This window comes from Georgenia halophila, assembly GCF_039541595.1.
In genome coordinates this window covers 734,705-750,951 of record NZ_BAABGN010000013.1, presented here as the reverse complement: position 1 = coordinate 750,951, position 16,247 = coordinate 734,705, and the positions used below count along the sequence as shown (strand labels likewise).

Annotated in this window: 14 protein-coding genes, 2 tRNA genes and 1 pseudogene; 11 read left to right on the top strand and 6 right to left on the bottom strand. The window is 72.8% G+C overall.

The window, feature by feature from the left end; genetic code table 11:
• Nucleotides 1-121: 121 nt before the first annotated feature.
• The 6 genes from ABD907_RS19530 (at nt 122) to ABD907_RS19505 (ending at nt 7,170) form a co-directional block, all read left to right on the top strand.
• Nucleotides 122-1,009: an ACP S-malonyltransferase gene (locus ABD907_RS19530; protein ID WP_486334122.1), complete on the top strand. Its 888-nt coding sequence runs from the start codon at nt 122-124 to the stop codon at nt 1,007-1,009.
• Complete coding sequence (locus ABD907_RS19525) at nt 1,006-2,019, top strand: beta-ketoacyl-ACP synthase III (protein WP_345218658.1); 1,014 nt, start codon at nt 1,006-1,008, stop codon at nt 2,017-2,019. The genes ABD907_RS19530 and ABD907_RS19525 overlap by 4 nt, the downstream gene beginning before the upstream one ends.
• An 82-nt stretch (nt 2,020-2,101) precedes the next feature.
• Nucleotides 2,102-2,350: an acyl carrier protein gene (locus ABD907_RS19520; RefSeq protein WP_345218657.1), complete on the top strand. Its 249-nt coding sequence runs from the start codon at nt 2,102-2,104 to the stop codon at nt 2,348-2,350.
• A 102-nt stretch (nt 2,351-2,452) separates the two neighbouring features.
• Complete coding sequence (locus ABD907_RS19515; protein ID WP_345218655.1) at nt 2,453-3,685, top strand: beta-ketoacyl-[acyl-carrier-protein] synthase family protein; 1,233 nt, start codon at nt 2,453-2,455, stop codon at nt 3,683-3,685.
• A 101-nt stretch (nt 3,686-3,786) separates the two neighbouring features.
• Nucleotides 3,787-4,473 (top strand): response regulator, encoded by a 687-nt coding sequence (locus ABD907_RS19510; protein WP_345218654.1) that lies wholly within the window; start codon nt 3,787-3,789, stop codon nt 4,471-4,473.
• A 3-nt stretch (nt 4,474-4,476) separates the two neighbouring features.
• Entirely contained in the window at nt 4,477-7,170 is a 2,694-nt protein-coding gene (locus tag ABD907_RS19505; RefSeq protein ID WP_345218653.1) for a DUF4153 domain-containing protein, read from the top strand.
• A gap of 146 nt (nt 7,171-7,316) precedes the next feature.
• Here ABD907_RS19505 and ABD907_RS19500 read toward each other — a convergent pair whose 3' ends face one another.
• The 4 genes from ABD907_RS19500 to ABD907_RS19485 all read right to left on the bottom strand — a co-directional run bounded on the left by ABD907_RS19500 (nt 7,317) and on the right by ABD907_RS19485 (nt 9,908).
• Nucleotides 7,317-7,817, bottom strand: coding sequence for a DUF3145 domain-containing protein (locus ABD907_RS19500; protein WP_345218651.1), 501 nt, complete (start codon nt 7,815-7,817; stop codon nt 7,317-7,319).
• A gap of 156 nt (nt 7,818-7,973) precedes the next feature.
• Nucleotides 7,974-8,462, bottom strand: a complete 489-nt coding sequence (gene def / locus ABD907_RS19495) for a peptide deformylase (protein ID WP_345218650.1) — start codon at nt 8,460-8,462, stop codon at nt 7,974-7,976.
• A 44-nt stretch (nt 8,463-8,506) separates the two neighbouring features.
• The gene (locus ABD907_RS19490; RefSeq protein ID WP_345218648.1) at nt 8,507-9,154 is read right to left on the bottom strand and encodes an SGNH/GDSL hydrolase family protein; all 648 of its coding nucleotides are present in this window, start codon (nt 9,152-9,154) and stop codon (nt 8,507-8,509) included.
• 49 nt (nt 9,155-9,203) lie between these two features.
• A complete protein-coding gene (locus tag ABD907_RS19485) occupies nt 9,204-9,908 on the bottom strand; it encodes a CPBP family intramembrane glutamic endopeptidase (protein WP_345218645.1) in 705 nt (234 codons plus the stop codon).
• A gap of 1,161 nt (nt 9,909-11,069) precedes the next feature.
• On the opposite strand from ABD907_RS19485, the gene ABD907_RS21320 reads away from it, so the two are divergent.
• From ABD907_RS21320 to ABD907_RS19470, 3 genes and pseudogenes are all read left to right on the top strand, one after another.
• The gene (locus ABD907_RS21320; RefSeq protein WP_486334141.1) at nt 11,070-12,449 is read left to right on the top strand and encodes a dihydrolipoyl dehydrogenase family protein; all 1,380 of its coding nucleotides are present in this window, start codon (nt 11,070-11,072) and stop codon (nt 12,447-12,449) included.
• Between the two features lie 171 nt (nt 12,450-12,620).
• Nucleotides 12,621-13,638, top strand: a pseudogene (locus tag ABD907_RS19475) (ATP-binding cassette domain-containing protein).
• Nucleotides 13,635-14,450 carry an ABC transporter permease gene (locus ABD907_RS19470; RefSeq protein WP_345218639.1) on the top strand — a complete coding sequence of 272 codons (816 nt, stop codon included), beginning with the start codon at nt 13,635-13,637 and terminating at the stop codon, nt 14,448-14,450. The pseudogene ABD907_RS19475 and the gene ABD907_RS19470 overlap by 4 nt, the downstream one beginning before the upstream one ends.
• 52 nt (nt 14,451-14,502) lie before the next feature.
• Here ABD907_RS19470 and ABD907_RS19465 read toward each other — a convergent pair.
• Nucleotides 14,503-14,576 (bottom strand) — tRNA-Ile (locus ABD907_RS19465).
• 63 nt (nt 14,577-14,639) lie between these two features.
• Here ABD907_RS19465 and ABD907_RS19460 point away from each other — a divergent pair.
• A complete protein-coding gene (locus ABD907_RS19460; RefSeq protein ID WP_345218637.1) occupies nt 14,640-15,149 on the top strand; it encodes a hypothetical protein in 510 nt (169 codons plus the stop codon).
• Nucleotides 15,150-15,211: 62 nt separating this feature from the next.
• Nucleotides 15,212-15,284 (top strand) — tRNA-Asn (locus ABD907_RS19455).
• 82 nt (nt 15,285-15,366) lie between these two features.
• On the opposite strand, the gene ABD907_RS19450 is transcribed toward ABD907_RS19455, so the two are convergent.
• Entirely contained in the window at nt 15,367-16,173 is an 807-nt protein-coding gene (locus ABD907_RS19450) for a DUF4352 domain-containing protein (protein ID WP_345218635.1), read from the bottom strand.
• Between the last annotated feature and the right edge of the window lie 74 nt (nt 16,174-16,247).

Below are 16,247 nucleotides of genomic sequence, written 5' to 3'. Positions count from 1 at the left end.
TCCGACAAGGGGCTTTCAGGGAGTTGGTAGGCGTCGTAGGCGCTGCCGGACCCCGACCGCCGGGCAGAGTGGGACGGTGCTAGCCCTTCTGTGCCCTGGTCAGGGCGCCCAGACCCCCGGGATGCTCGGACCTTGGCTCGAGGTCCCGGACCTTGCCGACCGTCTCGACCGCTACGCCGACGTCACCGAGCTGGACCTGCGGACGCTCGGCACCACGGCCGACGCCGACGCCATCCGGGACACGAGCGTCGCCCAGCCGCTCCTCGTCGCCGCCTCGCTGCTCAGCCTGCACGCGCTGCTCGGTGACGCCGGACCCGACGTCCGGCCCGACGTGACCGCCGGCCACTCGGTGGGCGAGCTCGCCGCCGTCGCCGTCGCCGGTGTGCTCAGCGACGAGGAGGCGCTGGTCCTCGTCCGCGAGCGTGGCCGGGCCATGGCGGACGCCGCGGCCGTCCGCCCGACCGGCATGACCGCCGTCGTCGGCGGCCGCCCCGAGGAGGTCGCCGAGGCACTGGCGCGCCAGGGCCTCACCGCGGCCAACGTCAACGGCGGCGGCCAGGTGGTCGCCGCGGGAACCGCCGAGCAGCTGCAGGCACTGGCCGACGACCCGCCGGCCCGCGCCCGGGTCATCCCCCTGCAGGTGGCGGGTGCCTTCCACACCGAGCACATGGCGCCCGCCGTCGAGCACGTCCGGGTGACCGCAGACGGCCTCGCCCCCGCCGATCCGGCGGTCACGCTCCTCTCGAACGCCGACGGTGCCGTCGTCACCTCGGGCGCTGAGGCCGTCGACCGCCTCGTCAAGCAGGTGGCCACGCCCGTGCGGTGGGACCGGTGCTGCGAGCGGCTCGTCGAGCTGGGAGTGACCGGCGCCGTCGAGCTGTGCCCCGGTGGCGTCCTCACCGGGCTCGCGCGCCGTACGCTGCCTGGCGTGGAGACCGTCGCGATCAAGAGTCCCGACGACCTCCCCGCAGCCCGCGACCTCGTCAGCCGCCACGGAGGAACCCGATGAGCCGACCCGCCCTGCGCGCCGCCGCGCCCGTCGAGCACGCCCGCATCCTCGGCATCGGCGGCGTCCGCGGGGAGAACGTGGTCGTGAACGACGAGATCGTCGGCCCCATCGACTCCTCCGACGAGTGGATCCGTCAGCGCACCGGGATCGTCTCCCGGCGCCGCGCCGGAGCGAACGTGACGGTGGGGGACCTCGCCGAGGGCGCCGCCCAGGAGGCCCTCGCCCGGGCCGGCCTCGGCGGTGCCGACCTGGACGCGGTCATCGTCGCGACGGTGACCTGGTTCGAGCAGACACCGTCGCTGGCGACCCACATCGCCGACCGGCTCGGTGCCACGCCGGCCTCGGCGTTCGACATCTCTGCCGCCTGCGCGGGCTACACCTACGGCGTCGCGCAGGCCGATGCGCTCGTGCGTGCCGGTACCGCCCGCCACGTCCTGGTGGTCGGCGTCGAGAAGATGTCCGACTTCATCGACCCGACCGACCGGTCGATCAGCTTCCTGCTCGGCGACGGCGCCGGAGCCGCCGTCGTCGGCCCCTCCGACTTCCCGGGCATCGGGCGCACCGTCTGGGGCTCCGACGGATCCTCGGCGGCGATGATCGGCCAGACCCACTCGTGGCTGGACTTCCGGAACGCGGATGCGGCGGAGGTCACCTGGCCGACCTTGCGCCAGGAGGGACCCTCCGTCTACAAGTGGGCGGTCTTCCAGATGACCAAGGTGGCCGAGGAGGCCATCGACGCGGCCGGGCTCACGCCGCACGACATCGACGTGTTCCTGCCGCACCAGGCCAACATGCGGATCATCGACCACATGGTGAAGAATCTCGGTCTGCGCGACGACGCCGTCATCGGTCGCGACATCGCCGAGACCGGCAACACCTCCGCCGCCTCCATCCCGCTCGCCGCCGAACGGCTCATGCGCGAGGGACAGGCACGCAGCGGCGACATCGCGCTGCAGATCGGGTTCGGGGCCGGGCTCGCCTACGCCGCGCAGGTCGTGGTCCTGCCCTGACCCGCGTGCCTGCCGGGCAGCGGCCCGCCGCACCACCACACTGTCAACCGACAACTGGAACGAACGAAACGGAGACAACCACATGGCTCACAGCGAGCAGGAGATCCTTGCCGGACTGGCCGAGATCGTGAACGAGGAGACCGGGCTGCCCGCCGACTCGGTGACGCCCCAGAAGTCGTTCACCGACGACCTCGACGTGGACTCGCTGTCGATGATGACCATCGCCACCCTCGCCGAGGAGAAGTTCGACGTGCGCATCCCCGACGAGGAGGTCGGGAACCTGCGTACCGTCCAGGACGCCGTCGACTACATCAACAAGGCGCAGGGCTGAGGTCTCGGGGCGCACCGCACAGGTGCGCCCCGAGCCGGCCCCGCCACCAGCAAGCCGTCGCTCCCACCCGGGACGACCCGAGACAAACCCCAGGAGCCCTCGATGTCACAGCGCACCGTCGTCGTCACCGGCCTGGGCACGACGAATCCGCTCGGCGGGGACGTGGCCTCGACCTGGCAGCAGATCCTCGCCGGCACGTCCGGCGTGAGCACGCTCGACAACGACTGGGCCGAGGAGTACGGCATCCCGGTCAACTTCGCCGGCACGATCGCCGTGCCGCCGGACACCGTCCTGAGCCGCCCCGAGACCCGTAAGCTCGACCCGTCCGCCCAGTACGCCGTCATCGCCGCCGCGGAGGCGTGGGCCGACGCCGGCTCCCCCGAGGTCGACGGCGACCGGCTCGGTACCGTCGTCGGCTCCGGCATCGGCGGCGTGTGGACCATCCTCGACGCCTGGGACACCGTCAAGGAGAAGGGCGCGCGGCGGGTCATGCCGCTGACCGTGCCGATGCTCATGGCCAACTCCCCCGCGGCCAACGTCTCCGTCCGCTACGGCGCCAAGGCCGGTGCGCACGCCCCCATCTCGGCCTGCGCCTCAGGCGCCGAGGCGATCGGCTACGGCATCGACATGATCCGCAACGGCCGCGCCGACGTCGTCATCGCCGGTGGGACCGAGGCAGCCATCCACCCGCTGCCGCTCGCGGCGTTCGCGAAGATGCAGGCCCTGTCCACCAGGAACGACGACCCCGAGGGCGCGTCGCGCCCGTACGACGCCGAACGTGACGGCTTCGTCATGGGCGAGGGGGCCGGGATCATCGTGCTCGAGTCCGCCGAGCACGCCGCCGCCCGCGGTGCCAAGGTCCACGCCGTCGTGTCCGGGATGGGCATGACCGCCGACGCCTACGACGTCGCCCCTCCGGACCCCTCCGGCGCCGGTCAGGAGTCGGCGATGCGCATCGCGCTGGCGGACGCCGACATGTCCGGTGACGACGTCGTGCACGTCAACGCGCACGCCACCTCCACCCCCGCCGGCGACGGGGTGGAGGCGGACGCCATCGGTCGGGTCCTCGGCGACGACACCGCCGTGTCCGCGACGAAGTCCATGACCGGGCACCTGCTCGGTGGGGCCGGCGCGCTCGAGACCGTGCTGACGATCCTCGCGGTGCGCGAGCACCTCGCTCCGCCCACCATCAACGTGGTGAACCTGCAGGAGGGCCTCACCATCGACCTCGTCCGTGACGAGCCCCGCGAGCTCCCGGCCGGGCAGATCGCCGCGGTGAACAACGCCTTCGGGTTCGGCGGGCACAACGTGGCCCTGCTGGTCACCTCGGCCTAGGTCCGTCCTGTCCGCGTGGGGACCGCACGCGCCGAGATCTTCACAGGACGCTCACACGCCCGGCGCCGGACGGTCAGGTGCGCGCTCCTAGGCTCGTTCCCATGAGCGAACCTGACGCGCGGCTGCTGGTCGTCGAGGACGACCCGACGATCAACCAAGCCCTGACCGACCGGCTCGTCGCCGAGGGCTTCGTCGTTCACCAGGCGTACGACGGGCCCGGTGCCGTCGCGGCCTTCGCCGACCACCGCCCCGACCTGGTGGTCCTCGACGTCATGCTCCCCGGCTTCGACGGCGTCGAGGTGTGCCGCCGCATCCAGGCGGACCGCCCCGTACCGGTCCTGATGCTCACCGCCCGGACGGAGGAGACCGACGTGCTCGTCGGCCTCGGCGTCGGCGCCGACGACTACGTCACGAAGCCGTTCCGGATGCGTGAGGTGGTCGCGCGGGTCCGGGCGCTGCTGCGCCGGGTGGAACGCGCCAGGGAGCTTGCCGACGACGGCGCGGGGCAGATGGTGATCGGCTCGTTGACGATCGACGGCGCCACCCGCCGGGTGCACGTCGACGGCGCCGAGGTGCACCTCACGCCGCTGGAGTTCGACCTGCTCCTCACCCTCGCCGCCGACCCCGGGACCGTCCGCAGCCGCGAGGACCTGATGCGCGAGGTGTGGGGCTGGTCGGACGCCCACGGCACGCGGACCCTGGACACCCACGTCAAGGCGCTGCGGGCGAAGGTCGGCGCGGAGCGCGTCCGGACCGTGCACGGCGTCGGCTACGCCCTGCAGGGCTGAGCCGTGGAGCACCGGCCGACCGACCGGCCGCTCGACCGGGTCGGGTCCATCAAGATCAAGATCGGCCTGCTCGTGGGCCTGTCCGTGGTGGTGGCTGCGCTGGTCGCCGAGATCGGGAACCGGGCTGACGTGCCGGCCTGGCTTACCGTCCCGGTGACAGTCGCCGCCGCGCTGGCCGTCACCCAGTGGCTGGCCCGCGGGATGACCGCGCCGCTGCGGGAGATGACGGACGCGGCCGCCCGGATGGCGACCGGCGACTACTCCCAGCGAGTGACCGACACCTCGGCCGACGAGGTCGGACGGCTCGGCCAGGCCTTCAACACGATGGCCGTGGACCTGGCGACGGCGGACCAGCAGCGCCGCAGGCTCGTCGCCACGGTCTCCCACGAGCTCCGGACCCCGCTGGCCGCTCAGCGGGCCCTGCTGGAGAACCTGGTCGACGGCGTCGTCCGGCCCGACGACGAGGCGCTGCAGTCGGCCCTCGGCCAGTCCGAACGCCTCAGCGAGCTGGTCGGCGACCTTCTCGACCTCGCGCGGATCGACGCCGGGGCCGCCCCGCTCGACGTCGGGCGGGTCGAGGTGGCGGAGCTGCTCGACCGATCCGTGGCCGAGGCGGGTGTCGGCGGCCGTCCTGTCCGCTATGAGGTCGTCGTCGACCCGGCCGGCCTCGTGGTGGACGCCGACGCGGCCCGGCTCGCTCAGGTGGCGGCGAACCTCCTCGACAACGCGGCACGGCACTCCCCGGCGGACGGCACGGTCACTGTCCGCGCCGGCGTCGAGGGCGCGGACAGGTGGTTCCTCGAGGTCTCCGACTCGGGCCCCGGGATCCCCGCCGGCCAGGAGGAGCACGTGTTCCGTTTCGGCACCGCGGACGACGGCGGTGGCGGCGGCACCGGCCTCGGGCTCGCCATCGCCGCGTGGGTGTGCGAGCTGCACGGTGGCTCGATCGCCGCACTGGCGCCTGTCGACGGCAGCGGCGCGCGCGTCCGAGCCGTCCTGCCGCGCCGGCCCGTCTCGCCGCAAGGGCCCTCCGAGACCGGTGCGGCGGAGACCGACCTGGCGGAGCCCGCTGCGGCGGAGACCGACCTGGCGGAGCCCACCGCGGCGGCGAAGAGCCAGCACGCCGAGACGCCTCAGCTCGCCTCCGCCGAGGTCTCTCAGCGCGAGGAGGAGGTCTCCCCGTACGCCGAAGCCGTCACCGAGACCGCCGACGGCCGAGGCATCGTCGACACGCTCTTCCGGGACGTGTGGCCCGACCGTGGGCCGGCGACCGCTCCGGTCGCGCTGCTCGGCTCGACCGCGATCGGTGTGGTGGCGGCGCTCACACTGCCGTTCCGGGACATCGGTGTCGGCGTGCTGCTGGTCCTGCTGCTGGGCGGCGCCCTCGTGCTACGGCACTCTGCTCGGCTGACCCGGCCCTGGACCGTCCTCACCACGGCGCTGTGCCTGGGTCTGGGCTCCTTCGTCGTCCTGCGCGACGCCGACTGGCTCTCGGTGCTGGCCCTGCTGGTCGTCGCCGTGCTCGTCACGACCGCCCTGACCGATGCCCGCCGTTTCCTGCCCGTCCTCGCCGGCCCCGCCGCCTGGGTGCTCGCGGCTGTCCGCGGGCTGCCGCTCCTCGGCCGCACGCTCAACGCGACGACGCGGCACCGGCTGCTGTGGCCGGTCCTGCGTACCGCGGTCCTCTCGCTGGTCGCGCTCGTCGTCTTCGGCGGCCTGTTCGCCTCCGGCGACGCCATCTTCGGCACCTGGGTCGCCGGGCTCGTCCCGGACGTCGACTGGGACAACCTGACGTTCCGGACGTTCGTGCTCGTCCTCGTGTGGGGCCTCGTGCTGACCGGCTGCTACGTGGCGCTCAACCCGCCGCAGACCGAGCGGCTGGCGCTGCCGGTGCCCTCGCCGGTGACCCGTGCGTGGGAGTGGCTGGTCCCGGTCGGGCTGGTCGTCGCTGTCTTCGCCGGTTTCGTCGCCGCCCAGGCGACGGCCATGTGGGGTGGTCACGAGTACCTCGAGGCCGTCACCGGGCTGACCTATGCCGAGTACGTCCATCAGGGCTTCGGCCAGCTCACGTTAGCGACGGCGCTCACCCTGGCGACCGTCGCCGTCGTGGTCCGGAAGGCGCCGCGCGCCGGCGAGCGGGACCGGCTGCTGCTGCGCGTCACGCTCGGCGTGCTCTGCCTGCTCACGCTGATCGTCGTGGCCTCGGCCCTGTACCGGATGGCCGTCTACCAGGAGGCGTACGGGTTCACCGTGCTGCGCGTCCTGGTGGACGCCTTCGAGCTGTGGCTGGGGCTGATCGTCGTGCTGGTCATGGTCGCCGGTGTCCGGCTGACGGGCTGGTGGCTGCCCCGTGCCGCGCTGCTCTCGGGCACCGTGTTCCTGCTGGTGATCGGGCTGGCCAACCCGGAGGGGTGGGTGGCCGAGCAGAACATCGAGCGGTACGAGGAGACCGGCGACCTGGACCTGCGCTACCTCTCGAGCCTCAGCGACGACGCGACACCCGCCATCGTCGAGGGCCTGCCCACGGACCTCGTCGGCTGCGTCGCGAGCTGGGACGCCGCGAGCTGGGACGCCGGCGACCGGAACCCGGACGACCTCCTCGCCTGGAACCTCGGCAGGGCGCGAGCGCAGGAGTACGTCCGACAGGTGCACCTCGACGGTGGGAACAGCTGTCCGCCTGAGCTCGGCGGCTCCTGACACGCACGAGCCCCGACACGCACGAAGCCCGACACGCACGAGCCCCGACACGCGACAACGGCGGGGGCCCAGCAGGGTTGTCCTGCGGGATCCCCGCCGTTGCTCGTGCTCGTGCCGACCGTGCGTGGGTGCGGCGCGGCTGCTCGTCAGCCGACGCGGTGGAGCCAGCGGACCGGCGCGCCGGCGCCGGCGTAGCGGAACGGCTCCAGCTCGTCGTCCCAAGCCTGCCCGAGGGCCAGATCGAGCTCCTGGCGCATCTTGAGCGGGTCGGCGCCGTGCTCGAGCGCGGCACGAACCCGGTCCTCCGGGACGACGACGTTGCCGTGCGCGTCCGTCTGGGCGTGGAAGATGCCGAGCTCAGGGGTGTGCGACCAGCGTCCGCCGTCGCACCCGGGGCTCGGATCCTCGGTGATCTCGTAGCGCAGGTGGGTCCAGCCGCGCAGGGCCGAGGCCAGGCGCGCGCCGGTGCCGACCGGGCCCACCCAGGAGTGCTCGGAGCGGAACATGCCGGGCGCGGCTCCCTGCGGCGTCCACTCGAGGCCCACGCGGGCGTCGAGCACCGTCCCCGCCGCCCACTCGATGTGCGGGCATAGTGCACGGGGCGCAGAGTGCACGAAAATGACGCCGCGGGTGAAGGCACCATTCATGTCTACTCCTCCTGGTCCGGTTCGAGGTACGTCTTCCCCTACGACCTCAGCCCTGACCAGGCGTGACACGTTCGCGCGGCGAACTGTCCCCCACTATGCCCGACATTCCGGCGCCGCGCCAGCCCCTGCCGCGCGCGGCGGCCCGAGCGGCAACGCCTACAGCTGCTCGCGGACTGCCTTCATGGCCTGCTTGCGCACGCCCTTCTCCAGGCGGTCGAGGTAGAGCATGCCGTCGAGGTGGTCGCACTCGTGCTGCAGGCATCGCGCCATGAGCTCCTCGCCCTCGACGACGACGGGCCTGCCGTCGAGGTCGATGCCCTCGACCCGGGTGTACCAGGCCCGCCGCGTCGGGAACCACAGGCCGGGCACCGAGAGGCAGCCCTCGTCGCCGTCCTGGTACTCGTCCTCCGAGAGCGCGACGATGCGCGGGTTGAGGACGTAGCCGACCTCGTCGTCGATGTTCCACGAGAACGCCCGCAGGCCGACGCCGATCTGGTTGGCGGCCAGGCCCGCGCGCCCCTCCTCGTCGACCGTCTCCAACAGGTCCTCCACGAGGGAACGGACCCGAGCGTCGATGTTCTCGACCGGCTCGCACGGGGTGCGCAGCACGGGGTCGCCCACGGTACGGATCTCACGCATCGCCATGGGCCACATCGTGGCACGGCCGGACGACGGCTGATAAACCGTCCTCAGCCACCGGCCGCCTCGAGCACCGCCGCGCGGATGCGCCCGCCGAGCACCTCGGCCCCGCGCCGGGTGGGATGGACCCCGTCGGAGCTCATCCCGTCGGCGAACCGCTCCCCCTCGCGAAGCGCCGCGGGAGTCGCGACCCAGTGCCAGCCCGCGTCCGCGGCGAGGTCCTCGAGCGCGGTGTTGAGGCCGGTCGCGAGCTCGGGCGCCCGGTCGATCGGCGGGACGGCCGAGAGGACCACCTCCGGCGCGCCGACGGTGTCGGCGATGTCACGGATGTTCGCGACGGTGGGTTCGTGGCCCTCGCCGGGCCCGACGTCGTTCGTGCCCGCCATGATCACGAGGACGTCCGCATCCACCGGCTCGACGGCGGCTGCCATCTGCGCCGTCGTCGAGCCCCACTGGGCCCAGCCGCCGACCAGGGTGACGTGGTCACCGACGACGTAGCTCACCCAAGACTCCGCGCCCAGCTGGCCAGCCGCGAAGTCGGGGCTGTCGGCCTCGGTGATGGAGTCTCCGACGGCCGCGAGGCGGATGGTCCCCTGGTGGGTCGCCGGCGGCGACGGCGACGGCGGCCTCGCGGGTGCGTCGCCGCCCGAGAGCGAGCACCCGGCGAGCGCCAGGGCCGCCACCACCGGCAGGACCACGACCCGACGGAGGTGTCGTACGGCCCTGCTCACCGCAGACCCGCCGGGCTCACCGCAGACCCGCCAGGAGCACGAGCATGATCATGAGGTTGTTCGCGGCGTGCAGCGCCACGCTCGCCCACAGGGACCGGTTCCATCGCACGAGGATCGCGGTGACCAAACCGATCGCCCCGACCACGATCATGGCCGCAGGGACGACGTGCGCCAGCCCGAAGCAGATCGCAGAGCCGATGATGCCGACGACCCAGCCGGCTCGTCCTTCGATCCAGCCGAGCAGGATCCGCCGGAAGAGGATCTCCTCCAGTAGCGGGAAGACGACGGCCACCGCGAGGAGGGTGAGCACCACGGACGCCGGGCGGACACGCGTCGCCGCGGTCGCGATCGCCTCGGACTGCGTCGAGGCCGGCCCCATGTCCAGGGCACCGACCACGGCGGCCGCGGGGATGACGGCCGCGAGCCACCCCAGCGGCACCTGCCAGAGCAGGTTCCAGGGCGAGCGGCGGCCACGAACCAGCCCGAGGTCCCGCCACGTCCATCCCCGGCGACGGGCCGCGAGCCACATCCCGGCGCTGGTCAGGACCGCCATCACCGGCAGGAAGTACCCGACGAACACCTCGGGCTCCAGGACGGTGCCCGCGGCGAAGGACGCGCCGAAGCCGACGGCGGCGGAGAGTGCGAAGGCGCCGACGAACCACAGCAGGTCCCGCACGTGCACGCGTCGCGGATAGGTCGGGTCACGAAAGGCGCTGGTCACGTCATCGAACCTAACCCCGCCCCGCCGGCCGTGCAGACGCGGGGCGCAGAGGAGGCAGGACCGGCGCAGGGCCCGGGACCACCGTCCCGCGGACGTACCGGCCCGTGAGACGGACCGGTACGCGAAAACCGGTCGGCCACCACGGACTGGTTCCGCGACCGGGCGCCGGTGCCCGGCCAGGACTTCCGCCGCGACATCTGGCCGCAGATCGCCCGTGAGCTCGTCCTCGCCCACCTGCTCACCCTGGTGAAGCACCACCCGGGCACGGTGGCCGTCGGCCGCGACAAGGTGACCGCCCGTGTCGCCGCAGCCGCCGTGGAGGACCTCGACGGTCTCGTCGCGGACGTGGTCGTCGAACCCACTCGGCGCATCTGGCTCGAGCGTCTCGACCGGCCCGGCGTCGTCGCCCCCGACGAGCACGAGTGGGCGGTGTGGGTCCAGCGGTGGCGGACGCTCGAGCTGGAGTCGATCACCCGCCCGGACGCCAGCCCCCGCGCGATGGTCAACCGGGCCATGGCGGTCCTGCGCCTCGAGGTCGCGCGGCTCGCCGGGGCCGGCGCGATCGACGGCGCCTCGATCGTGCGCGACCTCACCGGCTGGTTCGAGCCGCTGGGTCTCGTGCTCGCCTCCGGTCCGCCGCCGGAGCGCACCGCCGAGCTGCTGGCGCTCGTCGGCGCCGGCGTCGTGGAGCTCCTCGGGGAGGGCATGCAGGTCGGCGTGGCGGACGGCCGCTTCGTCGGCCGCTCCGCTGTGCGGGCCCCGGCGCGCCGCACGCGCGCGTTCGTCGAGACGCGCATGTCCCAGGGCCACGCGGACGTCACGGACGACCCGCTGCTTCGCGGGCTGCTCGACACGGGCCGCGCCCGGCTGCACGCGCGGCCCTCCGCGTCCGGTCCCGCGCTCACCCGTTCCCTGGACGTCGCGGCGGACTCCTTCACGCTCGTCGACGCCGCCGGGCACGAGGACCCCCGCGTGATCGTCCTCGGGTCCCGGCCGGCGACGTCCAGCCCGGCTCGGCGATCGGGGCCGCACCGGGCGTACCGTCCCCGTTGCTCGCCGGCGCAGACCGGGCCGCGGCGCAGGTGCTCGAACGGCTCCCGCTCGACGTCGGCGCCGAATTGTGGTCCGCTCGCTCCTGACGCCGTTCGGGAGGGCAGTGCCATGACAGAGACCGTGGACATCGTGGTGATCGGCATGGGCCCGGGCGGTGAGGACGCCGCGGCCCGGCTCGCGGAGGCAGGGCTCTCCGTGGTCGGCGTCGAGTCACGGCTGGTCGGCGGTGAGTGCCCCTACTACGCCTGCGTGCCCACCAAGATGATGGTGCGGGCGGCGGACGTGCTGACCGAGGGCAGGCGGGTCGGCGAGCTGGCCGGCCGGTCCGAGGTGCACCCGCACTGGCATCCGGTCGCAGCCCGTATCCGGGACGAGGCCACCGACGACTGGGACGACACCGCCGCCGTCGAGCGGTTCGAGCAGACCGGCGGCCGGTTCGTCCGCGGCCGGGCGGAGATCTCCGCCCCCGGTGAGGTGACCGTGTCGACGACGGACGGCGAGCTGGTGCTGCGCGCCGAACGTGGCATCGTGCTCAATCCGGGCACCGAGCCGGCCGTGCCGCCGATCGACGGGCTCGCCGACACCCCATATTGGACCAACCGGGACGCCGTGGTACTTCAGGAGATCCCCGCCTCCCTGATCGTGCTGGGCGGCGGACCGGTGGGCTGCGAGCTCGCACAGATCTTCGCCCGGTTCGGCAGCGAGGTGACCCTGCTGGAGGCCGGCAACCGGCTGCTCGGTGAGGACGAGCCGGAGGCCGGCCAGCTGCTCGCCGACGTCTTCGCCGCCGAGGGCATCGACGTGCGGACGGGCGCGTCCGTGCGCGCGGTCGAGCACACCGGCGCCGAGTTCGTCGCCCATATCGACGCCGGCGCCGGCGACGCCTTTCGTGCGCAGCACCTGCTCGTCGCCACGGGCCGCCGGACCGACCTGGTGGCACTCGGGGTCGGCGCCGTCGGCCTGGACGACGAGGCAGGCGTCATCGAGGTCGACGAGCGCATGCGTGCCACGAGCGGTGTGTGGGCGATCGGGGACGTCACGGGCCATGGCCAGTTCACGCACGTGTCGATGTACCAGGCGGGGATCGCCGTCGCCGACATCCTCGGCCGCGACGGTGCGACCGCCGACTACCGCGCCGTTCCGCGCGTGACGTTCACGGACCCCGAGATCGGCGCGGTCGGGCTGACCGAGGCGTCCGCGCGGGACGCCGGCCTGCGGGTGCGCACGGGTCAGGCGGACGTCGCCGCCTCCACCCGGGGCTGGATCCACAAGGAGGGCAACGAAGGGCTCATCAAGCTCGTCGAGGACGCCGACCGTGGCGTGCTGGTCGGCGCCACCTCCACGGGGCCGACGGGCGGTGAGGTGCTCGGTGCGCTGGCCGTGGCGGTGCACGCCGAGGTGCCCACCGAGCGACTGCGGGAGCAGATGTTCGCGTACCCGACGTTCCACCGGGCCATCGCGAACGCTCTTCGGGACCTGGCCGGCTGAAGCGGGTAGTACGTCCTCAGTACTCCCGGTGACGTAGCCGCGGACCTTCTTCACGCCGGTCACGGCACGCCGAAGACGGTCCCCGTGCCGGACGCGCGCGTACCGTCCCGCCCGCAACGATCTAGGGCAGGGCCGCGGAGCGCGGCCGGGACGGACGAGGAGAGGGACGGCATGAGCATGGCATTCGAGGCGAGGAGGCTCGTCAAACGGTTCGGCCGAACCACCGCGCTGGACGGTCTCGACCTGAGCGCCAGGACCGCGACGGTCCTCGGCGTCCTGGGACCCAACGGCGCGGGCAAGTCGACCGCGATCCGGATCCTCGCCCACCCTGACCAGACCCGACGAGGGCTCGGCCCGGGTGGGGGGATACGACGTCGTCCGAGACGCCGGGACGGTGCGGCGGCTCATCGGTCTGACCGGGCAGAGCGCGACCGTGGACGAGGATCTCACCGGCCGGGAGAATCTCGTGCTGTTCGGCAAGCTGCTGGACCTGCCGACCCGGCGAGCGCGGGCGCGGGCGGACGAGCTCATCGAGCAGTTCGGGCTGCTGGACGCCGCCGAGCGGCGGCTGTCGACCTACTCCGGCGGCATGCGCCGTCGCCTGGACCTGGCGGCCGGGCTCGTCGGTGACCCGTCGGTGGTCTTCCTCGACGAACCGACCACCGGGCTGGACCCGCGCAAGCGGGACGACATGTGGGACACGGTCCGGTCGCTGACCGCGTCCGGGGTGACCGTCCTGCTCACCACGCAGTACCTCGAGGAGGCCGACGCCCTCGCCGACGAGATCGCCGTGATCGATCACGGGCGCGTCATCGCGCACGACACCCCGGCCGGTCTGAAGCAGACCGCGGGACGGCAGACCGCCGTCGTGCGACCACGGGACCCCGCCGACCTCGGCCGGGCCACGGACGTCCTCACCCGCGTCACCGGGCGAAGGGGCGTGCAGCCCGTCGGTGGGCAGCTCACCGTGCCGGTCGACAACGACCAGACGTTCACGCACATCGTCCAAGAGCTCGCGGCGGCGCGGGTGCCCGCCGTGGAGCTGGCCCTGCGCCTGCCGAGCCTGGACGACGTCTTCCTCTCCCTGACCGGCGTGCCCACCGAGCCCGACCAGGAGCGCACCAACGAGCCGGACGAGGCCGACGAGCTGGATGCCGAGAACGCCGACGAGGAGGCCGTCGCCTCATGACTTCCACCACCGCCAGTCCCGCCGTTTCCCGCACGTACGAGCGGCCACGCCGAGGGGCCGGCCTGCGCCAGAGTCTCGCGCTTGCCGGCCGGAGCCTGACCAAGACGAGACGAAACCCGGGCATGGTGCTGGACGCGCTGATGCTGCCCGTCCTCTTCCTGCTGCTGTTCGTCTACCTCTTCGGCGGTGCCGTTGCCGGCTCCTCCCAGGAGTACCTGCAGTACCTCTTCCCAGGCATCCTCGTCCTCTCCACCGTGCTGGTGGGCCAGACGTCGACCGGGTTGAGCATCGTGATCGACATGAAGAAGGGTGTGTTCGACCGCTTCCGCAGCCTGCCGATCGAACGTGCCGCGCCGCTCATCGGTTCTGTGCTCGGCGACACCATCCGGTACGTCATCGCGTCCGCGGCGCTGTTCGTCCTCGGGTACGTGCTGGGTTTCCGGGTCGAGACGGGCACCTGGCAGGCCCTGGCCGCCGTCGGGCTGGCCATCGTGTTCGGCTTCGCGCTGAGCTGGCTGACCGTCCTGGTCGCCGTGCTGCTCCGCGACGAGAACCTCGTCACGACCGTCGCCTTCCTGCTGCCCTTCCCGCTCGTCTTCGGCACCGACATGGTCGCGCCGTTGGAGACCATGCCCAGCTGGCTGCGGTCCTGGGCCGAGGTCAACCCCGTCAGCCAGGCCATCGAGGCCTGCCGCGGACTCCTGCTCGGCGGCCCGGTGGACGACGCGGTGATCCTGACCCTGCTGTGGGCGGCAGGCTTCTTCGCGGTCTTCAGCACGCTGGCCGTCTGGGCCTACCGGCGGAGCATGTGAGCGATCCGCGCGGGACGGGCAGGCGGGACTGGTAGGCGCGACGGTGGACCGGTGCCCCCGGCGGGGCTTGAACCCGCGACCTACCGATTATGAGTCGGGTGCTCTGACCAGCTGAGCTACAGGGGCGCGCCGCGGGCCTGCCACGGCGGCGTCAAGCGTACCCATCGGCCGCGCGTTACCGTGACGACCATGAAGCTCGGCCGCCGCACCTCCCGCCTGCCCAGCGAGATCCGTTCCGAGCTGCCGGGCGGGGAGCCCCCGCTCGCCGCCGCCGAGCTCGTGGACGGCGAGTGGGCCGTCGCGACCGCGGGGGCGCTCGTCGTCGCCGGGCCCGACGGCGTCACCGCCCGCCACCCGTGGCACACGATCGAGCAGGGTCGTTGGGACGGGGACACCCGAACCGTCACCGTGACCTGGGTGGAGGGCAGCGTCGAGCCCCTCCAGCTGCGGACCGCCACCGACGACGTCGCGACCTTCACGTCGGCGCTTCGGGAACGGGTGCAGTCCTCGGTCGTCCACTCGGAGGTCACCGAGACCCCCGGCGGCGCCCACATCCACGTCTACATCCGGCGGGACGAGCACGGTGCGTTGCTGTCCCAGGTCACCGCCACCGGGCCCCTGCGGGGCGACGAGGCTGAGAACCGGCAGATCAACGAGCTCGAGCGGCGCGCACGCTCAACTGTGGGACTGGACACATAGCGTCCGTGAGGGCGGACGGACGATGGTCCCGGGTCCGCTCTTTGCTAGAGTTTTCATCGCGATCCCGCGTAGCTCAATTGGCAGAGCTCCCGACTGTTAATCGGGCGGTTACTGGTTCGAGTCCAGTCGCGGGAGCGAGAAGGGCCCGGAATCTCACGAGATTCCGGGCCTTTGTGATATCGACTTTGATATCCGTCGCGAGCAGGCGCTCGAACGGTCAGCGAGCGGCGAAATGCACGACCTGGCCGTAGTCGTCGGCCGGCCGCAGCACCCAGACGCCACCGTCGACGGCCGCGGCGGGCATGCCCTGGCAGACGGTGCCGGTCACGCTCGCACCCGGTGCGAGGTTGCCGACGTGGTAGAGGCTGTCTTCGGCCATGCAGAACTGGCCGCGCAGCATGTCGTACTCCCGGCCGTCCGCACCCAGGTAGCCGGCGAGCAGGTCGACGGCGGGGTCCAGGGGCCGGTCTCCGACGTTCCGGACGGTGACGGTGGCGACCACCAGCACATCGTCGCCGCTGAGCTCGTCGTGATAGGTCCCGTCACCGTCCTCCACCTCGTCGACGGCGTCCGGGTCTGTCCGTCCGAACGCCACCTCGAAGTCCCCGACCGTCGCGGAGTCCTTGACCGGCACGACCAGGGAGGCCGGCGCCACGTCCGCACCGTCGGCCGGCGCCCCCGCCGCGGGCGCGGCCGGGACGACGGAGGACGACGCCTCGACGACCGCTTCCCCGGGAGTCCCAGGTGCCCCGGGCGCCGCGTTGTCGTCGCCGCTCGTCAGCGCTCCGACGATGATCGCGGTGACCACCGCGAGCACGATCACCGTACCCAGGGCGACGGTGCGACCACGTCCGTCGTGGGCGCCTCTGTCGTCCTCGTCCTCGTCCTCGTGGAGCGCGTCCGGCAGCTCCTCGAGGCTCGAGCCCTCGTGCTCCGGCGTGGTCTCGGGATCCTCGGGCCGGTGCTCGACCTGGTCGTCGGAGTGGTGGACCTCCTCGACATCGTCCCCACGCCGGGGGGGCACGTTCGACGGCGTCGGCCGCTGTTCCAAAACCACTCCCCCTCGCTCGTTCGCCAGGATCACGAACAGCTCTCGCT